This window comes from Acinetobacter sp. YH16042, assembly GCF_013417245.1.
GTDB classification, from domain to species: Bacteria; Pseudomonadota; Gammaproteobacteria; order Pseudomonadales; family Moraxellaceae; genus Acinetobacter; species Acinetobacter amyesii.
The window spans coordinates 85,273-108,321 of record NZ_VPEJ01000001.1 but is presented as its reverse complement, the minus strand read 5'-3'; the positions used below and the strand labels follow the sequence as shown (position 1 = coordinate 108,321).

Annotated in this window: 19 protein-coding genes and 5 tRNA genes; 12 read left to right on the top strand and 12 right to left on the bottom strand. The window is 43.6% G+C overall.

Going from position 1 to position 23,049, the window contains the following annotated elements; genetic code table 11:
- Positions 1 to 109: 109 nt before the first annotated feature.
- The 11 genes from FTV37_RS00520 (at position 110) to FTV37_RS00470 (ending at position 12,810) form a co-directional block, all read left to right on the top strand.
- On the top strand, positions 110 to 997 hold the full coding sequence (locus FTV37_RS00520; protein WP_180062801.1) for an SDR family NAD(P)-dependent oxidoreductase: 888 nt from the start codon (positions 110 to 112) through the stop codon (positions 995 to 997).
- Positions 998 to 1,099: 102 nt separating this feature from the next.
- Positions 1,100 to 2,401, top strand: coding sequence for an NAD(P)/FAD-dependent oxidoreductase (locus FTV37_RS00515; RefSeq protein ID WP_180062800.1), 1,302 nt, complete (start codon positions 1,100 to 1,102; stop codon positions 2,399 to 2,401).
- Positions 2,402 to 2,497: 96 nt separating this feature from the next.
- Positions 2,498 to 3,280: a bifunctional phosphoribosyl-AMP cyclohydrolase/phosphoribosyl-ATP diphosphatase HisIE gene (hisIE, locus tag FTV37_RS00510; RefSeq protein ID WP_180026546.1), complete on the top strand. Its 783-nt coding sequence runs from the start codon at positions 2,498 to 2,500 to the stop codon at positions 3,278 to 3,280.
- 9 nt (positions 3,281 to 3,289) lie between these two features.
- Positions 3,290 to 4,792 (top strand): UvrD-helicase domain-containing protein, encoded by a 1,503-nt coding sequence (locus FTV37_RS00505; RefSeq protein ID WP_111884125.1) that lies wholly within the window; start codon positions 3,290 to 3,292, stop codon positions 4,790 to 4,792.
- 46 nt (positions 4,793 to 4,838) lie between these two features.
- Positions 4,839 to 6,242 carry an AAA family ATPase gene (locus tag FTV37_RS00500; protein WP_180062799.1) on the top strand — a complete coding sequence of 468 codons (1,404 nt, stop codon included), beginning with the start codon at positions 4,839 to 4,841 and terminating at the stop codon, positions 6,240 to 6,242.
- A gap of 343 nt (positions 6,243 to 6,585) precedes the next feature.
- Positions 6,586 to 9,426: a monovalent cation/H+ antiporter subunit A gene (locus FTV37_RS00495; protein ID WP_180062880.1), complete on the top strand. Its 2,841-nt coding sequence runs from the start codon at positions 6,586 to 6,588 to the stop codon at positions 9,424 to 9,426.
- A gap of 1 nt (position 9,427) precedes the next feature.
- Positions 9,428 to 9,793, top strand: coding sequence for a Na+/H+ antiporter subunit C (locus FTV37_RS00490; RefSeq protein WP_078189407.1), 366 nt, complete (start codon positions 9,428 to 9,430; stop codon positions 9,791 to 9,793).
- Positions 9,793 to 11,601: a monovalent cation/H+ antiporter subunit D gene (locus FTV37_RS00485; RefSeq protein ID WP_180062798.1), complete on the top strand. Its 1,809-nt coding sequence runs from the start codon at positions 9,793 to 9,795 to the stop codon at positions 11,599 to 11,601. The genes FTV37_RS00490 and FTV37_RS00485 overlap by 1 nt, the downstream gene beginning before the upstream one ends.
- A 1-nt stretch (position 11,602) precedes the next feature.
- Positions 11,603 to 12,124, top strand: a complete 522-nt coding sequence (locus tag FTV37_RS00480; protein WP_180012108.1) for a Na+/H+ antiporter subunit E — start codon at positions 11,603 to 11,605, stop codon at positions 12,122 to 12,124.
- On the top strand, positions 12,121 to 12,396 hold the full coding sequence (locus FTV37_RS00475) for a monovalent cation/H+ antiporter subunit F (RefSeq protein WP_078189410.1): 276 nt from the start codon (positions 12,121 to 12,123) through the stop codon (positions 12,394 to 12,396). Before FTV37_RS00480 ends, FTV37_RS00475 begins: the two co-directional genes overlap by 4 nt.
- Before the next feature lie 12 nt (positions 12,397 to 12,408).
- On the top strand, positions 12,409 to 12,810 hold the full coding sequence (locus FTV37_RS00470; RefSeq protein WP_168378199.1) for a Na+/H+ antiporter subunit G: 402 nt from the start codon (positions 12,409 to 12,411) through the stop codon (positions 12,808 to 12,810).
- Between the two features lie 18 nt (positions 12,811 to 12,828).
- Here the strand turns inward: FTV37_RS00470 and FTV37_RS00465 are convergent, their stop codons facing one another.
- The 12 genes from FTV37_RS00465 to tpiA all read right to left on the bottom strand — a co-directional run bounded on the left by FTV37_RS00465 (position 12,829) and on the right by tpiA (position 21,053).
- Positions 12,829 to 13,665: a M48 family metallopeptidase gene (locus FTV37_RS00465; RefSeq protein ID WP_180062797.1), complete on the bottom strand. Its 837-nt coding sequence runs from the start codon at positions 13,663 to 13,665 to the stop codon at positions 12,829 to 12,831.
- Between the two features lie 167 nt (positions 13,666 to 13,832).
- The gene (locus FTV37_RS00460; RefSeq protein WP_078189413.1) at positions 13,833 to 14,240 is read right to left on the bottom strand and encodes a ribosome-binding factor A; all 408 of its coding nucleotides are present in this window, start codon (positions 14,238 to 14,240) and stop codon (positions 13,833 to 13,835) included.
- Positions 14,240 to 16,933 (bottom strand): translation initiation factor IF-2, encoded by a 2,694-nt coding sequence (gene infB / locus FTV37_RS00455; RefSeq protein WP_180004671.1) that lies wholly within the window; start codon positions 16,931 to 16,933, stop codon positions 14,240 to 14,242. The genes FTV37_RS00460 and infB overlap by 1 nt, the downstream gene beginning before the upstream one ends.
- A 10-nt stretch (positions 16,934 to 16,943) precedes the next feature.
- On the bottom strand, positions 16,944 to 18,428 hold the full coding sequence (gene nusA / locus FTV37_RS00450; protein WP_078192558.1) for a transcription termination factor NusA: 1,485 nt from the start codon (positions 18,426 to 18,428) through the stop codon (positions 16,944 to 16,946).
- Between the two features lie 35 nt (positions 18,429 to 18,463).
- A complete protein-coding gene (gene rimP / locus FTV37_RS00445) occupies positions 18,464 to 18,988 on the bottom strand; it encodes a ribosome maturation factor RimP (protein ID WP_078189416.1) in 525 nt (174 codons plus the stop codon).
- Positions 18,989 to 19,204: 216 nt separating this feature from the next.
- Positions 19,205 to 19,281, bottom strand: a tRNA-Met gene (locus FTV37_RS00440).
- Positions 19,282 to 19,371: 90 nt separating this feature from the next.
- Positions 19,372 to 19,448 (bottom strand) — tRNA-Met (locus FTV37_RS00435).
- A gap of 58 nt (positions 19,449 to 19,506) precedes the next feature.
- A tRNA-Met gene (locus FTV37_RS00430) sits at positions 19,507 to 19,583 on the bottom strand.
- A 73-nt stretch (positions 19,584 to 19,656) separates the two neighbouring features.
- Positions 19,657 to 19,733, bottom strand: a tRNA-Met gene (locus tag FTV37_RS00425).
- Between the two features lie 48 nt (positions 19,734 to 19,781).
- Positions 19,782 to 19,866, bottom strand: a tRNA-Leu gene (locus FTV37_RS00420).
- A 52-nt stretch (positions 19,867 to 19,918) separates the two neighbouring features.
- Positions 19,919 to 20,248 carry a preprotein translocase subunit SecG gene (gene secG, locus FTV37_RS00415; RefSeq protein ID WP_180062796.1) on the bottom strand — a complete coding sequence of 110 codons (330 nt, stop codon included), beginning with the start codon at positions 20,246 to 20,248 and terminating at the stop codon, positions 19,919 to 19,921.
- Positions 20,249 to 20,261: 13 nt separating this feature from the next.
- On the bottom strand, positions 20,262 to 21,053 hold the full coding sequence (tpiA, locus tag FTV37_RS00410) for a triose-phosphate isomerase (RefSeq protein WP_180062795.1): 792 nt from the start codon (positions 21,051 to 21,053) through the stop codon (positions 20,262 to 20,264).
- Between the two features lie 275 nt (positions 21,054 to 21,328).
- Here tpiA and pilB point away from each other — a divergent pair, with 275 nt between their 5' ends.
- The gene (pilB, locus tag FTV37_RS00405; RefSeq protein ID WP_180004674.1) at positions 21,329 to 23,038 is read left to right on the top strand and encodes a type IV-A pilus assembly ATPase PilB; all 1,710 of its coding nucleotides are present in this window, start codon (positions 21,329 to 21,331) and stop codon (positions 23,036 to 23,038) included.
- Positions 23,039 to 23,049 lie beyond the last annotated feature (11 nt).

Below are 23,049 nucleotides of genomic sequence, written 5' to 3'. Positions count from 1 at the left end.
TTTTTTTGAATAAAACGCTATCATACCGCTGACTTAAAACAGCCCTGCACATAGCGTTGTCGGGCCGATAAATGAATACAATAAAACTGATTTAACAGGGAACCTCATCGTGAATTCAAGACTTGAGAAACGTTTCGTTGACCGTGTCAACGGTAAGATCATTTTAATCACTGGTGCATCAAGTGGTATCGGTTTAACCACAGCGCATCGCCTTGCCAACGCAGGCGCACATGTTCTACTGGTTGCACGTACCAAAGAAACCCTCGATGCCGTAAAAGCTGAAATTGAAGCCACTGGCGGTAAAGCTGATGTTTTCCCATGTGACCTCAATGACATGGACTCCATTGATGCTGTGGCACAACAAATCCTCGCTTCCGTCGATCATATCGATATCTTAATTAATAACGCTGGCCGTTCTATTCGTCGTGCCGTACATGAATCTACCGACCGTTTCCATGATTTTGAACGTACTATGCAGCTGAACTATTTTGGCGCTGTACGTTTGGTGATGAACCTGTTGCCGAAAATGATGATTCGTCGTGAAGGTCATATCATCAACATCAGTTCGATTGGTGTATTGGCCAATGCAACACGCTTCTCTGCCTATGTTGCATCTAAAGCCGCATTAGATGCTTTTAGCCGTTGCCTGAGTGCAGAAGTTCACTCGCATAATATTGCCATCACGTCGGTCTACATGCCATTGGTGCGCACGCCAATGATCGCCCCAACCAAAATATATAAATACGTTCCAACGCTTTCTCCAGAACAAGCAACTGACCTGATTGCGTATGCCATAGTGAAACGTCCGAAGAAAGTCGCAACCAATTTGGGCCGTCTGGCTTCAATCACCTACTCCATTGCTCCAGACATTAACAACAAACTCATGTCGATTGGTTATAACCTATTCCCAAGTTCTTCAGCGTCTATTGGTAAGCAAGAAAAACTCAATTGGGTACAAAAAGCATATGCTCGCCTATTCCCTGGTGAACACTGGTAAGACCGGATTCACCCCTAAAAAAGCCCTTTTGAGGGCTTTTTTATTGGGTTTTATGCAGCATCTTTGCTACATTGGGCTGAGATAAAATCAACTTTTATAACAATGAAAACTCAAAACATTGCCATCATCGGTGCAGGTACGGCAGGATTAGCTGCTGCTGCAATGCTTGCTGCTCAAGGCCATCAAATCTGCTTATATGAAAAAGTCTCACAACTTGAACCTGTGGGTGCAGGATTATTATTACAACCTGCCGGACTGGCAGTTTTCGAACATTTAGGCATTTTGGAACATGCCTTAAGCCTAGGTGCTGTGGTAACCGGTCTTGAAGGTCAACTGGCTGGCGGCGACTTGCTGATTAACAGTCATTATCGACAAGCCGATGAACGTTCATATGGACTCGGCATTCACCGTGCCACGCTCTGTCATGTCCTCGCATCCAAAGTCGGTGAATATCCTCAACACGTTGAGTGGTGCATGGCGCATGAAGTGCATGAACTTCAAGAATCCACTGAGGGTATAAACGTAATTGGGCAGTCCGCAGATCAATCTTTTCAACGTCAGTTTGATCTCGTGCTGATCGCCAATGGTGCACGCAGCCATTTACGTCCTAAAGCGTGGGAAAAGCTCAACCAAGCCTATCCTTGGGGGGCGAAGTGGATCATCGTGCCTGAATGCGAAGTACTCAATCCGCAGATCTTGCATCAGTTCTATGACCGTTCCAATATCATGATGGGTGTGATGCCAACGGGAGCAATTCCAACGCAGCCTGAACAGCGCCTTTCGAGCATTTTCTGGAGTCTGCCTACAGAAGATTTAGAGGGATTCTTAAAAACCAAGAACGCACAGCAGCAATGGTTGCTTGAAGTTTCAAAACGCTGGCCGAGTGTTGCAGAATGGTTAGCGCATGTGATTCCACATCCAGATGATCCGCAGCAATGGCTATCTGCCAATTATCGTGATGTGGTGCTAAGCAAACTTGGTGAAGGTCGTATCGGCATATTAGGCGATGCTGCTCATGCCATGAGTCCACAGCTTGGACAAGGCGCCAATATGGCTTTGCTCGATGCATGGGCCATCAGTCAAGCTCTGCTTCAATATCAACAGGACTCCTCACTGCAAAACCTCTGGCAGGAGTATCATCAGCTACGGTTGTCCTCCGTGCGATTTTACCAATTTTTTAGTCGCTTGCTGACTCCTTTTTATCAATCACATCATCGCTGGACAGCACCGCTCCGTGATTTTTCATTTCGTGCTATGTATCAGCTGCCGTTTTTCCGCAAAGAAATGGCGATTACGATTTCCGGCTTAAAAACGGGTGCATTTGGGCAAATGAATTATGCTGACATTGCCCGAAAGCCTGCAGATGATTCTGCGGCTGAACTGCGCAATTTAAAATTTGATTAAGAATTAACTCCCCATCATTCTCTTGATGGCTTACACTATAGTGCTGCTCAAATGCTGCGGCATTTATTTTTTGATTTTTGAATTGGTGAAATCCTCATGAACAACCTGCAATGGCTCGATGAAGTAAAATTTAACGAACAAGGCTTAGTGCCTGCTATTGCACAGCATCATCAAAGCGGGCGCGTATTGATGGTGGCATGGATGAACCGTGAAGCGTTGGCGCAAACTGCAGAAAAAAATCAGGCGGTGTACTTTTCACGTTCACGCAATAAGCTATGGCACAAAGGTGAAGAATCTGGCCATTTCCAAACCGTACATGAAATCCGTTTGGACTGTGATGCTGACGTGATTGTGCTACAAATTGAACAGCATGGCGGCATTGCCTGCCATACCGGCCGTGAGTCATGCTTCTACCGCAAGCTTACTGCCAATGGCTGGGAAATTGTCGATGCGCAATTGAAAGATCCTGCTGCAATTTATGGTGTAAAATCAGCAAATCCGCATACCCTTGCGATGAACGCATCCAATGCGCAATCTGAGCAAGTCGAAGTACTCGACTACTTAGGTAAAATGATGGCTGAACGCAAACAAGCTGATCCTGAGTCCTCTTATGTGGCAAAGCTTTACCATAAAGGCCTCAACAAAATTTTAGAAAAAATCGGTGAAGAAAGTGTTGAAACCATCATTGCCGCTAAAGATTTTAAAATCGAAGCCAATGAAGACAACAAAAACGATTTGATTTACGAAGTAGCAGACCTTTGGTTCCATACCATTGTGATGTTGGGTTATTTCGATATTGATCCTCAATTGGTACTTAACGAACTCGCTCGTCGTCAAGGCCTTTCCGGTTTGGTTGAAAAAGCCAACCGTCAGCACTAAGACGCAACCGTGCCAGATCTTAAAAAACCGACCGCGACCTATGAGCAGGCCACCGCCATAGATAACGCACGTCTTGGTAAATCATTTAAAGTGATTGCCTATGCTGGCACAGGTAAAACAACCACACTGCAAATGATCAGTGATGCCATGCCTCAGCGGCGTGGCATGTACTTGGCCTTTAACAAAGCCATTGCCACCGAAGCACAGAATCGTTTTCATCAAAATGTCGACTGTCGAACCTTCCACTCATTGGCTTATCGTAGTGTTCCACGTGGAGTGACTGACAAACTGCGTCTACCACGTTTAAGTCCGAGCTTTATTGCCAAAGAATATCGACTAGAACCGATCACCTTACGTCGTATGATGGGCGGTCGTTATGAAAAATATGTACTCATGCCTTCGCGTTTGGCAAGTCTGGTGGCAAACGCTGTCAGTTATTTCTGTTCGACCAGTTCGCAATACCCTGCCCCACGACATCTACAAGCACCGAGTTGGTTGCATCCTGACGATATCGAAAGCTTACAAAAGCACTTATATCCTGCCATTGAACGTCGTTGGTTAGAGTCGATTGATCCGAACCATGCAGCAGGGATTGGACACGATATTTATTTAAAACTTTGGGCTTTGTCTGAACCGAATATTCCTGCGGATTATGTGCTGTTCGATGAAGCTCAAGATGCTGACCCGCTAATGCTAGGGATTTTACTGAAACAGCGGAATACTCAAGTCATCTATGTTGGCGATGCGCATCAACAAATTTATGCATGGCGTGGTGCAGTCAATGCCATGCAGCAACTCCCATTACCTGAATCACGTTTAACCACGTCTTTCCGTTTTGGTGAAGAAATTGCCTTGAACGCCAATGCTCTACTGGGCGCATTGAACGAAACCGTGCCGTTATTGGGTAATCCGCAGCTCAACTCTAAAGTGGTCAATAAGCCGCATACCAAGATGCGCGATGCCATTTTATGTCGTACCAATGCACGCGCGATGGAACTGTTATTGGCAGGTTTGGTCAAAGGTGAAAAAGTTAGCCTGCAAGCAGATCATGCACGACTCAATCGTTTTGTCGATGCTGCAGCCATGCTCAAGCAAGGTAAACGCGTGGTCGATGTCCCAGAGCTTGCATGGTTTAACTCATGGCATGATGTACATGAATATTGCGAGACCAATGACGGCAGCGATATTAAACCGTTAGTGAAGTTGGTCGATGACCACGGTACTGACCCACTGAAAAAGGCACTGGCGAAAATCACCCCGATTGATCAAGCCGACTACATCATCTCGACCGCCCATAAAGCCAAAGGTTTAGAATGGGATCGGGTACATATTGAAGATGACTACCAATTTAAGCTCAACGATAAAGATTATAAAATTAGTGACGAAGAGTTACGGTTACTTTACGTGGCCTGCACACGTGCTAAAGTAAGTTTAAATATCCATCATATTTATGACTTGATGCAGCACTTAAAACGTCAAATGCCCAAATCTTTGGCGCAAGCGGTCAGCTAGTATGATGAAAAAGGTGAATAAACAATAAATCAGTAAAAGGTGCACCATGAAAATACAATCGATTCAACTCAAGCACACCCTTCATTTTACTGATATCACCCTCAATTTTAATTATCACGATCTGCCGATTACCTTAATTTTGGGTGATCAAAGTTCTGGAAAAACCTCCCTACTGCGCTTTAGTTACCAGGCCCTCACTTGGTTCGCTGCACGCTATAAAGATTTACGCACCGCAGGTGTGGTGATGCTTGATCAAGACATCATGTTAAATCGCTTACAATCGAAACTTGATATTCAGGTCAGTTTTCCCGAAGACATTGGCGCATTTCAACTTTCAAGTGATCAGCAAGACCAAGACCCGCAGCACTGTTCATGGCAACTGTATAAAACCTTAAACAGTCAAGGCGTCGGCCTCAGTAAGGCCGAAACACAGCAATTAGAATCGATGGTTGCCCTGTATCAAAAAGCCCTCAAAGCTGATCCGTTACAAGGGTTGCCACTCATTGCTTATTACCCTGCTGAACGTTTCGTCAACGACGTAAATATTCTCAATAAAAACAATCCTGCTATTTTTCAGCCTTCACATGCCTATGAAATCTCGGCCATTCCCTTTACCACGTTTATTCGTTTTTTTGAGTGGTTCCGAGAAATATCAGACATCGAAAATGCACAAAGTGCCGAATTAATTGAAAATTTATTACATCCAAAAAAACCAACTGACTCATCCAACACATCTGACACGCCACTTTTTGGACAAAAACTGGCGCAAGCTCAGGCCGATCTACATGCGCCATCTCTCAGATCCTTAAAACAAGCCTTAGAGACCGTGTTACCCGATGTGAGCAATATTTATCTACAATATCACCCCAAATTACAGTTAATGGTCTGCTATCAAGGCAAAGATATGTTGTTCCAACAGCTATCAAATAGTGTGCGCAACCTTGTGGCCTTAATTGGTGATATTGTGCGTCGCCTATGCCTACTCAATCCTCATAGCTTATATCCGTGCCAAGAAGGGGACGGCATTTTATTGATCGACGCCATAGACCACCAACTCGATCAAAACATGACCCAAGTGATTTTGACCCGTTTAAATCAAGCGTTTCCACGACTCCAAATTATTGCCAGCGGAAACCGTCCTGAACTATTGGAACATGCTTCTCGTTTTCAGTGCTTACAACTACAGAATAAAAAGCTCAGTGAGATTCAGCCTGAAAAATTACAAGAAACCTATGATCAGATTTATCAGCAGTTGCAACTCGGATCAAAGCCATCGCTTCCAGCCAAAACTGAAGAGACTGAATTAAATGAGCCACTGAACAGCCCAGACACCATCCAGCACATGTTGCAATTAATCCAGACGCAACTGACCGAGCAACAGCAACACGAATTGGTTAGGGCTTTATCACAGCGGGGTGATCAGGACGTTACGATCCAACCGCTGAGTTAAAAATACCGAGGCTGATTGGCTGGGCGTAATCCATAGCCTCGATGTTTAAATATTCAGCAACAAGGCCGCAATAGATGTCGAGTCAGTTTCGTCAGGCGTATAATGTGTAAGTGGGTCATAAAAAAGATTGATGTTGTTTTACGCATGTAATATGATCGGTTTTATTTGCAATTTTCATAGTAACATCGGAAATTGCTATCGCTTCACGAGTTGCGCAACACAGCTTGTTTTTAATTTTTTTTGACACACATGGCTTTCAAGATTGAATTTTTGGACTGCTCTTTGCTGTCCTGTAATCCTTGAAAGATGAAATACACCTAGGTTTCACCGCCTAATCATGACAATGGATACGAGTGTGCTACCGATTATTATATTGTTACCGTTAATACTAGGCACAACACTTGTCTCGTGGTTGAAGCAATTCTCTCGCGGGGTAACAGCTTTAGGGGCGATTGGCGTCAGCCTCAGCAGTTTAGTTTTATTATTGAGTCAGGCCCCAGATGTCTTTAATGGCAAAACCATCATTCAAACTTGGCCGTGGCTCACTCAAGTTGGCATTGATTTCAGTTTCCGTCTCGATGCACTGGGCTTGTTGTTTTCCCTGCTCATTACCGGGATCGGCACCTTAATTTATATCTATGCCTACTATTATTTAAGTCCAAAGAATTCGCTCAGTAAACTGTATGTTTTATTGATGCTGTTCATGGCTGCCATGCTCGGCATTTCATTGTCTAATAATTTAATTTTATTGCTTATTTTCTGGGAACTTACCAGCATTTCATCTTTCCTTTTGGTTGGTTATTGGAGTAATTACGACGCAGCTCAGCGTGGCTCTCGAATGGCTTTGACCATTACAGGTATGGGTGGTTTATGTATGCTGGGTGGTTTTGTTCTGTTGGCGCAAATCACGGGCACCTATCAGATTGATCAAATCCTAACGATGAGTAGCCAAATTCAGCAGCACTCGCTTTTTGTACCCACACTGCTATTAATATTAATGGGAGCATTTACTAAAAGTGCGCAGTTCCCTTTCCATTTTTGGTTGCCAAATGCTATGGCGGCACCGACCCCCGTCTCGGCTTATCTACACTCTGCCACGATGGTGAAAGCCGGAATTTTCCTGCTTGCACGCTTATTACCGATTTTTGCAGGCGCTACGTTGTATCACAACTTGGTCACCTTTATTGGCTTATTTACCTTATGTATGGCGGCCTTTTTTGCCATTTTCAAAGAAGATTTAAAAGGGCTGTTGGCCTATTCCACCATCAGCCATTTAGGTCTGATTGTTTGCTTACTGGGGATCGGTTCTCCCCTTGCAGTTGCGGCTGCCATTTTCCATATCATTAACCATGCAACCTTCAAAGCAGCCTTGTTTATGATCGCAGGGATTATTGACCACGAATCAGGTACACGCGATTTACGAAAACTCTCTGGTTTATGGCAATTACTTCCGTTTACAGCGACGCTGACCATGATCACTGCGGCCTCTATGGCAGGTGTCCCATTAACTAATGGTTTCCTCTCTAAAGAGATGTTCTTTACTGAACTTTTGGCCAACCTGACTGGGCCAGTGATGATCGTGTCGGCTATCATCGCTACTTTTGCCGGTATCTTTGCTGTCGCGTATTCGGTACGTTTGGTTCATGGGGTATTTTTTGATGGTCCACTAGGGAAAGATGTTCCCAATAAAGAAGCGCATGAACCACCGTTTGGCATGCGCGCACCAGCAACCTTACTGGCTGCTTTATGTATTTTAGTTGGACTCTTCCCTGCGTTATTGGTTGAGCATATAGTCAACAGCACAGCACGTGCGAGTATTCAAAATACTGCGTTTGAAGGTACACATTTAGCGATTTGGCATGGTTTAAATGCACCCCTTTTGATGAGTGTGATTGCACTTTTAGGTGGTTTAGTTTTCTATTTCGCATTGGCAAAGGGCGGCAAATTACGCCGGATCGATTTGGATCCTCTTTTGGGCCGTTTGCAAGGCAAAATCCTGTTCGACTTATTTTTAAAGCATCTTTTACTCAGCTCAAGAAAGTTCCGTCGCTTTACTGAAAATGGCAAATTACAAAGCTATTTATTGTGGATTTTAATCTTTAGTGTAGCCATCGTCATTGTTCCATTTTGGCTGCAAGGTATCGGCACAGGCAGCCGTGAACTGATACATGCACCAATCATCGCAATCGTTCTGTGGCTATTATTATTCTCTGCATGTTGGATGATGCTTTGGTTCCACCATGAACGGATTAAAGCCGTCCTCATCAGTGGTGCAGTCGGTCTGGTTGTGACTATGGTGTTTATCTGTTTCTCCGCTCCAGATTTGGCGCTCACGCAGATTACTGTTGACGTGGTGACCACCGTGCTCTTACTCATGAGCTTATCATTATTACCACAGCTCACACCTTATGAGTCGAGTGTGTCTCGTCGTTGGCGAGATGCAATAATTGCGATTATTGCAGGTTTAGGGATCGCATGGATTTCATGGCTGATCATGACCCGCGATCATAATTCCATCTCATGGTTCTTTATGCAGCAATCCATCCCACTTGGTGGTGGTACCAATGTGGTCAACGTGATCTTGGTCGACTTCCGTGGCTTCGATACCTTTGGTGAAATTACCGTACTGGGAATTGCCGCAATTGGTACGCTGTGCATGATGGATGGTATGCGTGCTCATGGTACCACCATTACGCAAGGTCTGACCTATCGTTTTAATCCGTCACCACTGATGTTCCGTATTACATCATCATGGATTTTGCCTTTAGCACTCGTCATCAGCTTATATATTTTCCTACGGGGTCATAATTTACCAGGCGGTGGCTTTATTGCAGGCTTAATTACCTCTTTAGCCTTAGTGATTCAATATATTGCGCTCGGCCAAGACCGTGCTGAACAACTGATTGGTGCAAAATCAGGTCGCTTATATGAAGTTTGGATTGGTATTGGTTTAACCATTGCAGGTCTGACAGGGATTGCTGCTTGGCTATGGGGCCGCCCATTCCTGACCAGTGCTCATATCTATGTATCGCCACCCATTTTAGGTGAAATGCACCTTGCCTCCGCTGCCCTCTTCGACACAGGTGTCTACATCACCGTGGTGGGCGCGACGATGTTAATGATTTCCGTCTTAGGCGACTCGCGTCACTCGAGTATGTCTGGTCCAGTTCCAAGAGGCGAATAAGATGATTAGTTTAGAATTTTTACTCGCTTCAGCCATAGGCTTACTGACCGCAACAGGAGTCTACCTGATTTTGCGGGCACGTACCTTTCCTGTCGTGCTGGGTTTAGCCATGATTGGCTATGCTGTGAACTTATTTTTATTTGTCATGGGACGTATTCATGTCAACGCACCTGCCGTGTTAACTGAAACCACCAAAGCGACCGATCCTTTACCACAAGCCTTGGTCCTGACAGCCATTGTGATTGGCTTTGCGACCACTGCCTTTATCGTACAATTGGCTCTGCGTAGCCGCTATGAAACTGGAACAGATCATGTGGACTCCAAAGAAGAAATACCGCAAATTGACCCGCGGGAGGATGAGCCATAATGCATGACTTCATCCAATTTTGGACTACGCATAGCCCGATTTTCAGTATTTTAATTCCTGCAATTACTGCATTTATTTTAGTCCTGCTGGGCAACCCCGGCTCTGGCTCGCTGGCGCATGACTGGCGACAACCTTGGCGTCGTGGAATCAGTTATGTTTCAGGCATTCTCGGGCTGATCACATCTATCAGTTATTTGATGATCGCCAGCTCTGGTCAAGTTTTGGTTTATAACCTAAGTGAATGGGCCGCACCATTCGGAATCGTCTTAGTTCTAGATCGACTCTCAGCTTTCATGTTGGTGCTGACCTATGGACTTGCTGTGCCAGTGATGTGGTTTGCCAGCAAAGAATGGGACGAGCGTGGTCGTTATTTCCATGCCATGTGCCATTTCTTACTGATGGGTTTGTGTGGTGCGTTCCTGACAGGCGATTTATTTAACCTGTTTGTGTTCTTTGAAATCCTGTTGATGGCATCATATGTTTTGCTCTTACATGGTCAAGGCAAAGCACGTTTTCAGCTTGGTATTCATTACGTCACCATTAACCTATTTGCCTCTGCCCTCTTCCTGATTGGACTCGGGATGATTTACGGCAGTGTAGGTAGCTTAAATATGGCTGATGTTGCACGACTTATGCCTTTGCTTGAAGCGGATCAACATCGTATTGCTGTGGCTGGTGCATTGTTACTGTTCACTGTCTTTGGCATCAAAGCTGCAATGCTGCCTGTAGGGTTCTGGTTACCAAAGACCTATGCTGTGGCAACCACGCCTGTGGCAGCCTTATTCACTATAATGACCAAGGTCGGCATCTATGCCATTCTCCGTGTCAATGGTACTGTGTTTGACGATGGGATTAGCCGTGAAATCTTACAACAGTGGTTGTTACCGATTGGCTTAGTAACCTCGCTCTATGGTGCCTATAGTGCTATCGGAACGGATCGCTTACGTCGTTTTGTCGGTTTTATGATTTTGTCTTCTATCGGGACAATATTGGTTGCGATTTCACTCTTTAATACTGATGCATGGGCTGCGGGGCTTTATTACCTGATTCACAGTACCATCATTGGTGCAGCTTTTTATATTCTCTCGGGTTGGATTACCTCACAACGTGGCGAATTTAAAGATCATTTTAAAATTGCGCCCCGTATGAAACAGCATAATACCGTTGCTGTTTGCTATTTCATCATTGCGTTGATGATGGCTGGTCTACCGCCATTTAGTGGATTTTTGGGTAAAGTATTTCTCTTGCAAGCAACGGCCAATTCACCTTACCGAATTATGATTATTTTGATCGTATTATTGGTGAGTTTACTCAGTATTATCGCATTCACTCGAGTTGGTTTTGTGCTTTTCTGGCGTTCATCTCGCCCAGAAGATGATATTGATACTGAAGAATATCAGCGTTATCAGGCTTTGCCGAATAAGGCACCGCTTCGTAATGACAAAACCATTTATCTGCTGTTAACAGCGCTTGTGGGATATATGGTTTTTGCTGCGCCGATCTATGACTATACCTACAAAACTGCACAGCAAATTCAAGACAATCCATTATATGAATCATTGCTGCTAAAAAAGGATGAAAAAGGTCAAATCATCAGTGTTCAACCTTATGATCCTGAAAATTTACCTGAAACTAAATATGGTGGTGAATCAGCCGATCCAAATGCACACCTCATTCCTGCATTGATTGCACCTGAAACGCTACATGGCGAGCATATTTCTGAGTATAAGCAACGCCAAATTCAAGGACAGCAACAAGAAGAAAAACTACCTGAAGAGACCCAACTAAAACCGATGGAGGCACCTTAACATGGCGAAAACATCTGTATTAAATCGCTGGTTTCCGCATCCATTGGTATCAGTCATGGTTGGTCTGAGCTGGGTGATGTTAGCGCACAGTCTAGATGCGGCCACACTCTGCATGGCCTTGGTTTTAGCCATTGTTATTCCACGATTGGTTCGCCCTTTTATTGACCGAACGCCGAATATCAACTGGCTGGCAGCATGTAAATTATTCTTTGTGGTGCTGTGGGATATTATTGTCAGTAATATCCATGTTGCAAAATTAGTCCTTGGGCCAACACATAAACTGCACCCGAAATGGTTCCGTGTTCCTCTCGATACACAGCATGAGGAAGTCAATTCTTTACTTGCGATGATCATCACCACCACACCCGGTACAGTGTCTGCTGGGATTGACCAAGACCGTGGTGATATTTTGGTCCATGCGCTGAGCACGGATGACCCTGAAGCGGAAATTCAAACCATTAAAGAGCGCTATGAACGCCCTCTCATCCTCATTTTTGGTGCTGATACAGGAGAATCCACATGACAATTTTACCGTATGCGCTTGGCATCTGTTTAGTTGCTGTGACGATCTCGATGTTACTGTGTCTCATTCGCTTGGTGATGGGACCCTCAATCGTAGACCGGCTACTTGCTTTAGATACCTTATTTTTAAATGCTACCTGTTTAATTGTCATTTTAGGTATTTATTGGGCAAGTACATCGATGTTTGAAGGGGCTTTATTGGTTGCCATGCTGGGGTTTGTGTCTACAGCCGCTTTAGCACGATATTTCACCACTGGCCACGTCATCGACTAGGAGTACATTAATATGCAATTAGTCATGGAAATTTTGGTCTCGATTTTTTTGGTTATTGGCGCTTTTTTCATGTTGGTCGGCGGTATTGGCATGGTTCGCCTACCCGACTTATTTATGCGTCTGCACGCACCGACCAAATCGAGCACCTTAGGCTTAGGAAGTTTTCTAATTGCTGCAATTATTTATGCAGCATTTCAAGGCCGTTTTGGTTTTGCAGAGATCTTGATCACGCTCTTTGCCTTTATTACAGCACCGGTTTCTGCAAACCTTATGGCGCAAGCGGCATTACATTTACGACTTCGCTCGATGAGTGGTGATGCACCAGAAGCTCTCAATCGCCCTCTTCCTTGGCAACGAACTCGCCGCCGTGCCTTTCACTCTAAAGTCCATTCAAAACCGGAAGATCTGGATTAATTCCAGATCCAGTTTTGTTTATGTCTTCGAGCTAAAAAAATCTTTGATTCGCATCCACATTTTTTCAAATACGCTACTTTGAGCCATATATTGCAAACGCTTTTGATTATATGGCGTCGTTTTCAAACCATATTTTTCAGCTAAATCAATCAGCATATTTGTTTCATAACTACTTTGAAAATGATCAGACCATTTAGGCTGATATTGACTCATCTCAAGATTCGCCAATTCATAAAACAGCTGTACCATCACGGCATTCTGTCTTGAAACAAAATTTTTCCGCTCATTAATCTGTAAACTGGCCTGCTCTCGTATAGCATCATATTCTGCTGTTGTGAGTTTTCGCTGATTCTTCCAGTGTGCATCGGGTACAGAACCTGTTCCATAATATACATTCAACAATGGAAATTCATGAAAATATTTTGCCGTCGCACGTTTTTCTTTGGCTGTTAAAATATTCAGATGAATCCATTCACTGCCAAGATGAATCGATGGATCACGCTTCATACCTTCAGCAATCCATTTTTTGGCTAGTGAAATATTGCCGATCAACTCATAAGCTGTGCCTAAATTCACTGCCGTCTTCGGTAAACCTGGATGCTCATTTTCAATTGCACGTAAAACCTTAATGGCTAAATCGTAACGGCCTGCGTAGATCTGATGTACGGCATAATCATTTTCTGCCTGATAGTCTATTGGGCTAGGATGCCTTGAGACAAAGTTCTTCAATTTTTCGTCATGATGTTCTTCGTGTTGATTTTCTTTTTCTGAATCAGATGTATAAAAATCTTCTACATAGGTATTTAAACATGCCCAACTTGGCATAGTGATGAGTAATATGCTGCTCAATAGCATGATTTTTTTATTATATTGTGTGTATAGACTGGACTATCCAATGTCATTTTCAAGCTTAGTTTTATCATCTAGTTATAATTCTGTGTGTTATTGGGTATTTTTAAATAATGACCATTCAAACATAAAAAAGCCACCCGAAGGTGGCTTTTTTCATTCAGCGAACTGAATTATTCATCATCTTTTTTTGCTTCGTCAGTAGGAGGTAAGTCCTTGACCGCTTCCGCAATTAGACCAAACATATAGTTGCCATAAGCATTTGTTTTGTCGTAATGGAAACGCAAACGTGGCGTAATACGTGTTTTGATACGACGGCTCAGTTCATGACGCAAGAAACCAGATGCTTTATTCAAGACATCTAAAGTTTCTTTATTTGCGGCTTCACTTTGCTCATCGCCTAGCTCACGACCCATTACAGTCACATAAACTTCGGCATATCCTAAGTCTGGGCTCACCTTCACGGCAGAGATGGTCACAAGACCACCTAAGCGTGGATCTTTCAGCTCCTGACGGATCAGTTCTGACAACTCACGTTGTACTGTATCCGCCATACGCTTCAGACGTTGACTACCCGCCATTAAAGACTCCGTTTAATCAATTGAACATCGTACACTTCAATCTTATCTTGTGCTTTGATGTCTTTATAGCCTTTCACCGCAAGACCACATTCCATACCGGCACGAACTTCTTCAACCACATCTTTGTAGCGACGAAGAGATTCAAGCTCACCTTGGAATACCACCACGTCATCACGTAATACGCGAATCGGTTTATTACGGTGTAATGTACCTTCAAGTACCATACAACCTGCAGCAGCACCGAATTTACTTGAGTGGAACACTTCACGTACTTCAGCAACACCAAGAATTGTTTCACGGTGTTCAGGCGCTAATTTACCGCTCATCGCATCTTTCACATCATCAATTAATTGATAGATGATCGAGTAGTAACGAATGTCGATACCATCAGCATCAGCTTTTTGACGTGCAGTATTATCAGCACGTACGTTAAAGCCGAGAAGAACCGCTTCTGATGATTCAGCAAGTGTTACGTCAGACTCAGTGATCGCACCAACACCTGAACCAATAATACGTACTTTCACTTCATCAGTTGCAAGTTCAGCAAGTGCAACGTGTAATGCTTCTAAAGTACCACGTACGTCTGTTTTCAATACCACGTTGACAATAGGCACATCTTTCTTGCCCATAGACGCCATGATATTTTCAAGACGCATCGCAGATTGACGCTCAAGACGTTTTTGACGTTCACGATCCATACGCGCATCAGCAACTTCACGTGCTTTTTTCTCGTCATTTACAACAAGAACTTCATCACCTGCCATTGGCGCTTCTGGTAGACCCAAGATTTCCACAGGAATCGAAGGACCAGCAGATTTAATACGTTGACCATTTTCATCTGTCATCGCACGTACACGACCGTATGACGAACCTGCAAGAACAAGGTCACCCACTTTCAATGTACCGTTTTGAACAAGAATCGATGTTACCGCACCACGCCCTTTGTCTACACGTGCTTCAATTACAACACCTTGTGCTGCACCCTCTTCAGATGCTTTAAGCTCAAGAAGTTCGGCTTGAATTGAGATCAAGTCAAGAAGTTCGTCGATACCTGCACCGCTGTGCGCAGAAACCATTGCCACTGGAACGTCACCGCCCCATTGCTCAGGTACGATTTCTTTCGTCGTCAACTCATTCAATACGCGATCTGGATCAGCAGACTCTTTATCCATTTTGTTGATAGCAACAATAATTGGCGTACCTGCTGCACGTGCATGGTCAATCGCTTCCGCAGTTTGTGGCATAACACCATCATCTGCTGCAACAACCAACACTACGATATCTGTAGATTTCGCACCACGTGAACGCATTGCAGTAAATGCTGCGTGTCCCGGTGTATCTAAGAAAGTAATAATACCTTTTTCAGTTTTCACATGGTAAGCACCAATATGCTGTGTGATACCACCTGCTTCACCTGCAGCCACTTTAGAGCGACGAATACGGTCAAGAAGTGATGTTTTACCATGGTCAACGTGACCCATAATTGTCACAACTGGCGGACGAGTGGTTTGGACACCACGCGCTTCTTCAGCTGCTTCAAGTAAGTTGTCTTCTGCTTGAGTATCAGAAACCAATACTGGGTTATGACCCATTTCTTCAACAACAAGTGCTGCAATTTCTTGATCAATCGCTTGGTTTTGAGTAACCAATTCGCCCATTTTCATGAGTGATTTGATAACTTCGCGAACTTTAACCGCCATTTTTGCTGCTAAATCGGCAACAACAATTGTTTCACCAATTTCAACATCATAAACTTGTTTTTTAACTGGTTTTTCAAAGCCATGCTTGTTCGCTTGACTTGTTTTTAAACCACGTTTATGTGAGTTATCACGGAAAGATTGCTCTTCGCCACGACGACCACCTTTTTTAGGTGAACGTGAATTGTTGGTATTGGTACCACGTTTAATTTCACGGTCTTCTTTCGCAAATGAATCTTCATATGCCTGACCTACAAGGCCGGCAGCAAGCGGAGAATCATCTACAACACGAATGGTCGCAGTAGTGTCTTCGTTAGAATACTTAGACGCCATTTGACGCATTTGCTCAAGCGTACGTTGTTGCGCTTCTTCAGCGGCTTTACGACGCGCCGCTTCTTCTACAGCTTTCAATTGTGCTGCTTGAGCTTCACGTGCTTTTTTCTGTTCTAGAGTTTCAACAGGTTTTGTAATTGGCTTGTTGTTTGACTTACGTTTTACAACAACCGCAGCTTTCGGTGTTTCTTGCTTCGCATGTTCTTGCTTCGCAGCAGCGCGCATTGCTTCTAAAGCTTGTTTCGCTTTAGATACTGGTTGTTGCTTCGGTTCTTCAGCTTTCGCTTCAACCTTAGGTTCCTGTTTACGTGCTTGTTGGTCAGCTTGTGCTTTCGCTAAGGCTTCAGCTTTAATTTGCTCAGGATCCGGTTTAACAAATGTATGTTTCTTACGAACTTCTACATTAATCGTTTTTGCCTTGCCCGATGTACTCGCCACTTTAGCAGTACTGGTAGTTTTACGTTTCAACGTGATTTGTCCTGCATTGCCCGCATCCTGACCATGAACTTTTTTCAAATGGTTAACGAGGGCATTTTGTTGTTCAGTGGAGATAATATCGTCAGGTTTAGTTTGTGGTAAACCCGCATCACGAACCTGTTCCAGTAGCTTCTCAACTGGACGACCCACGTTGAGAGCTAACTCCTTAATCGACTTGTCCGTCATATATTACCTCCTAGTTAAACCATGATTCGCGCGCTTTCATAATAAGTTGACCTGCTTTTTCAGCACCTAAACCTTCGATATCAGAGATATCGTCAGTGGCTTGATCTGCAAGATCATCTACAGTTACCACACCGCGAGCGGCAAGCGCATATGCGATTTCTTTAGTCACGCCTTCCATTGCAGCAAGCTCTTCGCTTGGCTCTTGGATGTTTTCTTGTTGCTTCAATGCATCAGCCAATGCAATTTCTTTTGCACGACCTTGCAGCATTTCAACAGTTTCAGCATCAAGTTCGATCTCATCGAATGTTTCCGCAGGAACATACGCGATTTCTTCTAATGATGTGAAACCCATTTCAACTAACGCCATCGCTAAGTCTTCATCAATATCTAGACGTGTAACAAACATATCTAAATATTGTTGCGCTTCGTTTTGTTGGCGTGCGTGATATTCTTCTTCAAGCATCATATTGAGCTTGTAACCAGTCAATTCAGATGCTAAGCGTACGTTTTGACCTTGAGAGCCAATTGCACGTGCTAACTGATCACTCGTTGCAAAAATAATATCTGCAGTACGTTCTTCTTCATCAATCACGATACCTGATACATCAGCAGGCTCTAGAGCACTTGCAATGTACTGTGCCGCGTCATCAGACCAAACGACTACATCAATACGCTCACCATTTAACTCTGATTGAACTGCTTGGATACGTGTACCACGCATACCAATACATGCACCTACAGGATCAATACGGTGATCGTTTGTTTTCACAGCGATTTTAGCACGAACGCCAGGTTGGCGTGCAGCAGCCTTAATCTCAATGATTTCTTCAGCAATTTCAGGAATTTCTTTCTTCATCAATGCAATGAGCATTTCTGGTTTAGAACGAGAAAGTAATAACTGAGCACCACGGCCTTCACGGTTTACGTTAAACAAAATCGCGTTTACACGTTGTTTAGGACGTAGAATTTCTTTAGCGATCATTTCTTCACGCGCAAGATATGCTTCTGCATTGTCACCTAAGTCAATGATAAAGCCATCTTTGGTTTGTTTTTTCACTTCACCGTAGATGAGTTCACCAACTTTAGACTCGTAAGCATCTGCAATTAATGCACGTTCTGCTTCACGAATTTTTTGAACAATCACTTGTTTCGCAATTTGTGCCGCAATACGACCGAAATCAATCGATTCAACTTCAAGTTCACGAATATCACCAATTGCCCATTTTGCAGGATCTACATCAGAGATCGCATCTTGGCATGCTGGCATTTCGTGATCTTCGTCGGCAACCACTTCCCATTGACGGAAAGTACGGTAATCACCAGTACGACGGTCGATTTCTACACGTAGACGAGCTTCTTCCGAGTGAGTTCCCTCGTAGAATTTCTTCTTAGTCGCTGCAACTAAAGCTTGTTCAAGCGCTTCAAAAATTGCATCACGACTTACACCTTTTTCGTTACTAACCGTTTCTACTACGGTAAGAATTTCACGAGCCATAAGTCACCTATTCGTTCAGATTCTTATTTATTAAATTAATCTTGGAAAACCAGATTTGCTTTATCAATATTGTGGCTGTCAATATCCAACACTTGTTGCTTTTCAACTTCAACCTGAATCATTTCGCTTTCAAGGTCTACGCTTACAAGTTTGGCTTGGAATTTACGACGATTATCCACAGCACTGATCAAACGCAAAGCGACTTGCTGACCAATGTATGCCGTCATTTGTTCCAATTTAAAGAACTGACGATCCCAACCTGGAGATGACACTTCCAATGCATATTCGCCTGAAATTGGATCATGTACATCCAACATCGCACCCACTTGCTGAGTGACACGAACACAGTCCTGCACGCCGATACCACGGCCTTGCTCAACTTCGCCATCTTCATTGATGACAGGTTCTGCATTTTCATCAACTTCACGGTCGATATAAATACGTAACAGTGAACGCTTACCTTGAGGTTGGAAATCAATCCCCCAAAGTTCTACATCACATGCTTGCACCGCTGGGGCAATTAAGTCCTGAAGTGCTTGAGTTTTATTTGATAGCTTCATTTACTCTCGTCAAATTTGTGCGATTCGATGGTCGAAATGACCACTACAGACCAATGCGAAACTATAGTAGTAGTGAAACATGACGGTTTGACCAAAATACTGTCGACACTACACGATAGCCAATAAAAAAGGGCGTAAATCGCCCCATTATTACACAGAAAACCATAGTCCACTGTGCAAAAAGGCCCACCTAGTTGTGAGCCTCTTTTAGAAACTTGGTAGCGGGAGCTGGATTTGAACCAACGACCTTCGGGTTATGAGCCCGACGAGCTACCAGACTGCTCCATCCCGCATCAACATGCAAAAATTATATACAATTTCTTGGTCATTTTCAATCTAAAACAACCTGAAGAATTGCCCTACTGAGTTGCATCTCAGAGGATTGGTAGCGGGAGCTGGATTTGAACCAACGACCTTCGGGTTATGAGCCCGACGAGCTACCAGACTGCTCCATCCCGCATCAACATCACAATGACTTTCAGATAAACTGCTTATATAGATTGTGTGCCATATAAGATTGGTAGCGGGGGCTGGATTTGAACCAACGACCTTCGGGTTATGAGCCCGACGAGCTACCAGACTGCTCCACCCCGCATCAATATGCAAATAGTTTTCTCAGCTTTAAAAGCTGTCCATTTAAAAGTTTGCATCTTAAAAATAGAATTGATTGGTAGCGGGAGCTGGATTTGAACCAACGACCTTCGGGTTATGAGCCCGACGAGCTACCAGACTGCTCCATCCCGCATCAACAGAGTTTTGCTGCATACACCAACTTATGTTCTGGATTATAAGTTGGTGCGGAAGGGGGGACTTGAACCCCCACGCCCGAAAGCACTACCACCTCAAGGTAGCGTGTCTACCAATTCCACCACCACCGCAGCTGTGACGCATTCTAGTCGCAACACGTCAAAAAAGAAAGCGCTAAATAAATTATTCAGCGCTTTTTGGTGCAGTTGGCGAAGTTTCAGCCGATTTTACTGGCGCAGTCGGTACTGAAGAAATCGCATTCAGACTATAAGCATCTGTCGTTTGTTTCTTTGCAAACACAGCAAGTGTCAAGCTCGTAACGAAGAACAAAGCCGTTAAAATCGCAGTCAAACGGGTCATAAAGTTACCCGAACCCGATGCACCAAATACAGTTGCAGCACCGCCGCCACCAAAAGATGCACCCGCATCTGCGCCTTTACCATGCTGAACTAAAATCAGCACGATCATTAAAATCGCTAAGATAATATGTAACACCAGCACAAACGTATGCATGCTGAACTCCTAATTATTTTGTATTTGCAAATGCTTGAGCAATTTTATAAAACGACTCTGCATTTAATGATGCACCACCGACGAGCGCACCATTGATATCTGGACAGGCTGCCAACTCTACTGCATTTTCAGGTTTTACACTACCACCATAAAGAATTGCAGTATGAAGTCCCATTGGGGTGATTTGGCTTAAACCTTCACGAATTTTAGCATGCATCGCTTGCGCATCTTCAGGTGACGCTGTTTTACCTGTGCCAATGGCCCAAATTGGCTCATAAGCTACCACAATTTGTTTCCACTGCTCTGCTTGTACAACAGCAGCAATATCACATATTTGTTGTAACACAATCTGTTCTGCTTGGCCGCTTTCACGTTGTTCTAAGCTTTCACCCACACAATAAATCACAGTCAAACCTGCGTTTAATGCATTTTTTACTTTTTCATTAATGATATGCGGTTGATCAGCGAATATTTCACGGCGTTCCGAATGACCAATCAGTACAAATTCAACACCATAATCTTTTAATAGCTCAGCACTGAGCTCACCCGTATATGCACCTGTACCTGCAACGCGAGAAACGTCTTGTGCAACGGTCATGATGTTACGGCTTGCTTGTGTTAATTCATTTTGCACCGTGGTCAGAGCAATAGCTGTTGGTGCAACCCCAATATGACATGCCGCTTCAGCAATATTTTGTTCATCTAATAATTGCTTAAAATTCTTAAGAAGTGCGCCAGCATCGGCTTGCAATGGGTTCATTTTCCAGTTACCCACTACCCAAGGCGTAATCGTCGAACCCGACATATTTATCCCACATGACAAAGATGAAATCGGGCACATTCTACACGTAATTCATAATTTTGAAGATAAATTTCAACACATTTGCATCTTCGAAGCACACCAGTCATTCCAAGATCTTCACTTTTCTGTAAAAAAATTAAGCAGATTTAAGGACTGGTTCATGCTTTTTACCAATTCTTAGCTAGTGACAACACTTTAAGATATGGTATTTTTGTGCAACAAAAGTATAATTTTGCTATACCAATTATAAACAGACTGAAGCATAGGCAAGTAAAAGCATGACAGCAGTTCAAGGTTCTTCAAGATTTACGGGGTTTATTCGTCGCTTAGTTGACGAAGGGCATCTGTCTGCCGAAAAAATGCAAACAGCGCTGCAAAATTCAAAAAAGGCTCATCAAGATATCGTGCCGCATTTGATTCAGGAATATCAACTTTCAGCACGCCTGATCGCTGAAACCATCTCGATAGAGTTCGGTGAACCGGTTTTTGATATTTCAACTTATGACACGTCTTTAATTATTCGTGATGAATTTGAAGATAAGTTAATTACCAAGCATCGTATTTTGCCCATTTTTAAACATGGCAATTTGTTATTCGTTGCGATCAGCAATCCAACCAATATTGAAGCCGTAGATGCCATCCGATTTGGTAGTAAGCTCAATACCGAAACCATTATTGTTGAACATGACAAACTTGAAAAGTTAATTGAACAAAACTTCGCTGAAGAAAGTACTTTCGACTTTGATGATGACTTTGATCTTGATTTAGAACAGGAAACGATAGACCCAGCTGAACAAGCAGATGAAAAAGACAATGGTGATGAAGCGCCGATTGTTAAATACATCAATAAGCTGCTAGTCGATGCGATTCGTATGGGTGCATCTGACTTACATTTCGAACCCTACGAAAAGACCTATCGCGTCCGCTACCGTGTCGATGGCGTGTTAAGAACAATTACCAATCCGCCCTTGCAACTTGCGACTCGACTTGCTTCGCGTTTAAAAGTCATGTCACAAATGGACATCTCGGAAAAACGTATTCCACAAGACGGTCGTATCAAGTTAAAGCTGTCAAAGAACAAAGCCATCGACTTCCGTGTGAACTCCTTACCGACCTTGTTTGGTGAAAAACTTGTTCTACGTATCCTTGACCCTTCTAGTGCGATGTTAGGGATTGATGCGTTGGGTTATGAACCGGATCAAAAAGAACTGTTCATGCAGGCTTTAGAAAAACCGCAAGGCATGTTGCTCATTACCGGTCCAACGGGTTCCGGTAAAACCGTATCTTTATATACAGGTCTAAACATTCTTAACCGTGAAGATACCAACATTTCAACGGCCGAAGACCCTGTGGAAATTAACTTAGAAGGGATCAATCAGGTCAACGTAAATAATAAAGTCGGCCTCACCTTCTCTGCAGCATTGAAGTCATTCTTACGTCAAGACCCTGATATTGTGATGGTCGGTGAGATTCGAGATTTAGAAACGGCTGAAATTGCCATTAAAGCAGCTCAAACGGGTCACATGGTGATGTCTACACTACATACCAATAGTGCACCTGAAACATTGACACGCTTACGCAATATGGGCGTGCCCTCATTTAACATTGCGACATCCGTGAACCTTGTCATTGCGCAGCGACTTGCGCGTCGCCTATGTTCACAATGTAAAGAAACAGTAGAGGTACCAAAACAAAGTCTACTGGAACTTGGTTTTACTGAAGACGATTTAAATACACCAGAATTTCAAATATACCAACCTGTCGGTTGTTCCGAATGCCGCGAAGGCTATAAAGGTCGTGTCGGTATATATGAAGTCATGAAAGTGACACCTGAAATTTCAAGAATTATTATGGAAGATGGCAATGCCTTACAAATTGCCGAAGCTTCAAATCAAGCAGGTTTTAACAATTTACGCCGTTCAGGCTTAATTAAGGTCATGCAGGGGGTGACTTCACTTCAAGAAGTCAATCGTGTGACCAGTGAGTAAGTGAATTAGTA

What these genes read in the sequence shown, in the direction of transcription:
- FTV37_RS00515 (WP_180062800.1), top strand. Translation starts at nt 1,100, where the DNA reads ATGAAAACTCAAAACATTGCCATCATCGGTGCAGGTACGGCAGGATTA.
- hisIE (WP_180026546.1), top strand. Translation starts at nt 2,498, where the DNA reads ATGAACAACCTGCAATGGCTCGATGAAGTAAAATTTAACGAACAAGGC.
- FTV37_RS00500 (WP_180062799.1), top strand. Translation starts at nt 4,839, where the DNA reads ATGAAAATACAATCGATTCAACTCAAGCACACCCTTCATTTTACTGAT.
- FTV37_RS00495 (WP_180062880.1), top strand. Translation starts at nt 6,586, where the DNA reads ATGGATACGAGTGTGCTACCGATTATTATATTGTTACCGTTAATACTA.
- FTV37_RS00490 (WP_078189407.1), top strand. Translation starts at nt 9,428, where the DNA reads ATGATTAGTTTAGAATTTTTACTCGCTTCAGCCATAGGCTTACTGACC.
- FTV37_RS00485 (WP_180062798.1), top strand. Translation starts at nt 9,793, where the DNA reads ATGCATGACTTCATCCAATTTTGGACTACGCATAGCCCGATTTTCAGT.
- FTV37_RS00480 (WP_180012108.1), top strand. Translation starts at nt 11,603, where the DNA reads ATGGCGAAAACATCTGTATTAAATCGCTGGTTTCCGCATCCATTGGTA.
- FTV37_RS00475 (WP_078189410.1), top strand. Translation starts at nt 12,121, where the DNA reads ATGACAATTTTACCGTATGCGCTTGGCATCTGTTTAGTTGCTGTGACG.
- FTV37_RS00470 (WP_168378199.1), top strand. Translation starts at nt 12,409, where the DNA reads ATGCAATTAGTCATGGAAATTTTGGTCTCGATTTTTTTGGTTATTGGC.
- FTV37_RS00465 (WP_180062797.1), bottom strand. Translation starts at nt 13,665, where the DNA reads ATGCTATTGAGCAGCATATTACTCATCACTATGCCAAGTTGGGCATGT.
- FTV37_RS00460 (WP_078189413.1), bottom strand. Translation starts at nt 14,240, where the DNA reads ATGGCGGGTAGTCAACGTCTGAAGCGTATGGCGGATACAGTACAACGT.
- infB (WP_180004671.1), bottom strand. Translation starts at nt 16,933, where the DNA reads ATGACGGACAAGTCGATTAAGGAGTTAGCTCTCAACGTGGGTCGTCCA.
- nusA (WP_078192558.1), bottom strand. Translation starts at nt 18,428, where the DNA reads ATGGCTCGTGAAATTCTTACCGTAGTAGAAACGGTTAGTAACGAAAAA.
- rimP (WP_078189416.1), bottom strand. Translation starts at nt 18,988, where the DNA reads ATGAAGCTATCAAATAAAACTCAAGCACTTCAGGACTTAATTGCCCCA.
- secG (WP_180062796.1), bottom strand. Translation starts at nt 20,248, where the DNA reads ATGCATACGTTTGTGCTGGTGTTACATATTATCTTAGCGATTTTAATG.
- tpiA (WP_180062795.1), bottom strand. Translation starts at nt 21,053, where the DNA reads ATGTCGGGTTCGACGATTACGCCTTGGGTAGTGGGTAACTGGAAAATG.
- pilB (WP_180004674.1), top strand. Translation starts at nt 21,329, where the DNA reads ATGACAGCAGTTCAAGGTTCTTCAAGATTTACGGGGTTTATTCGTCGC.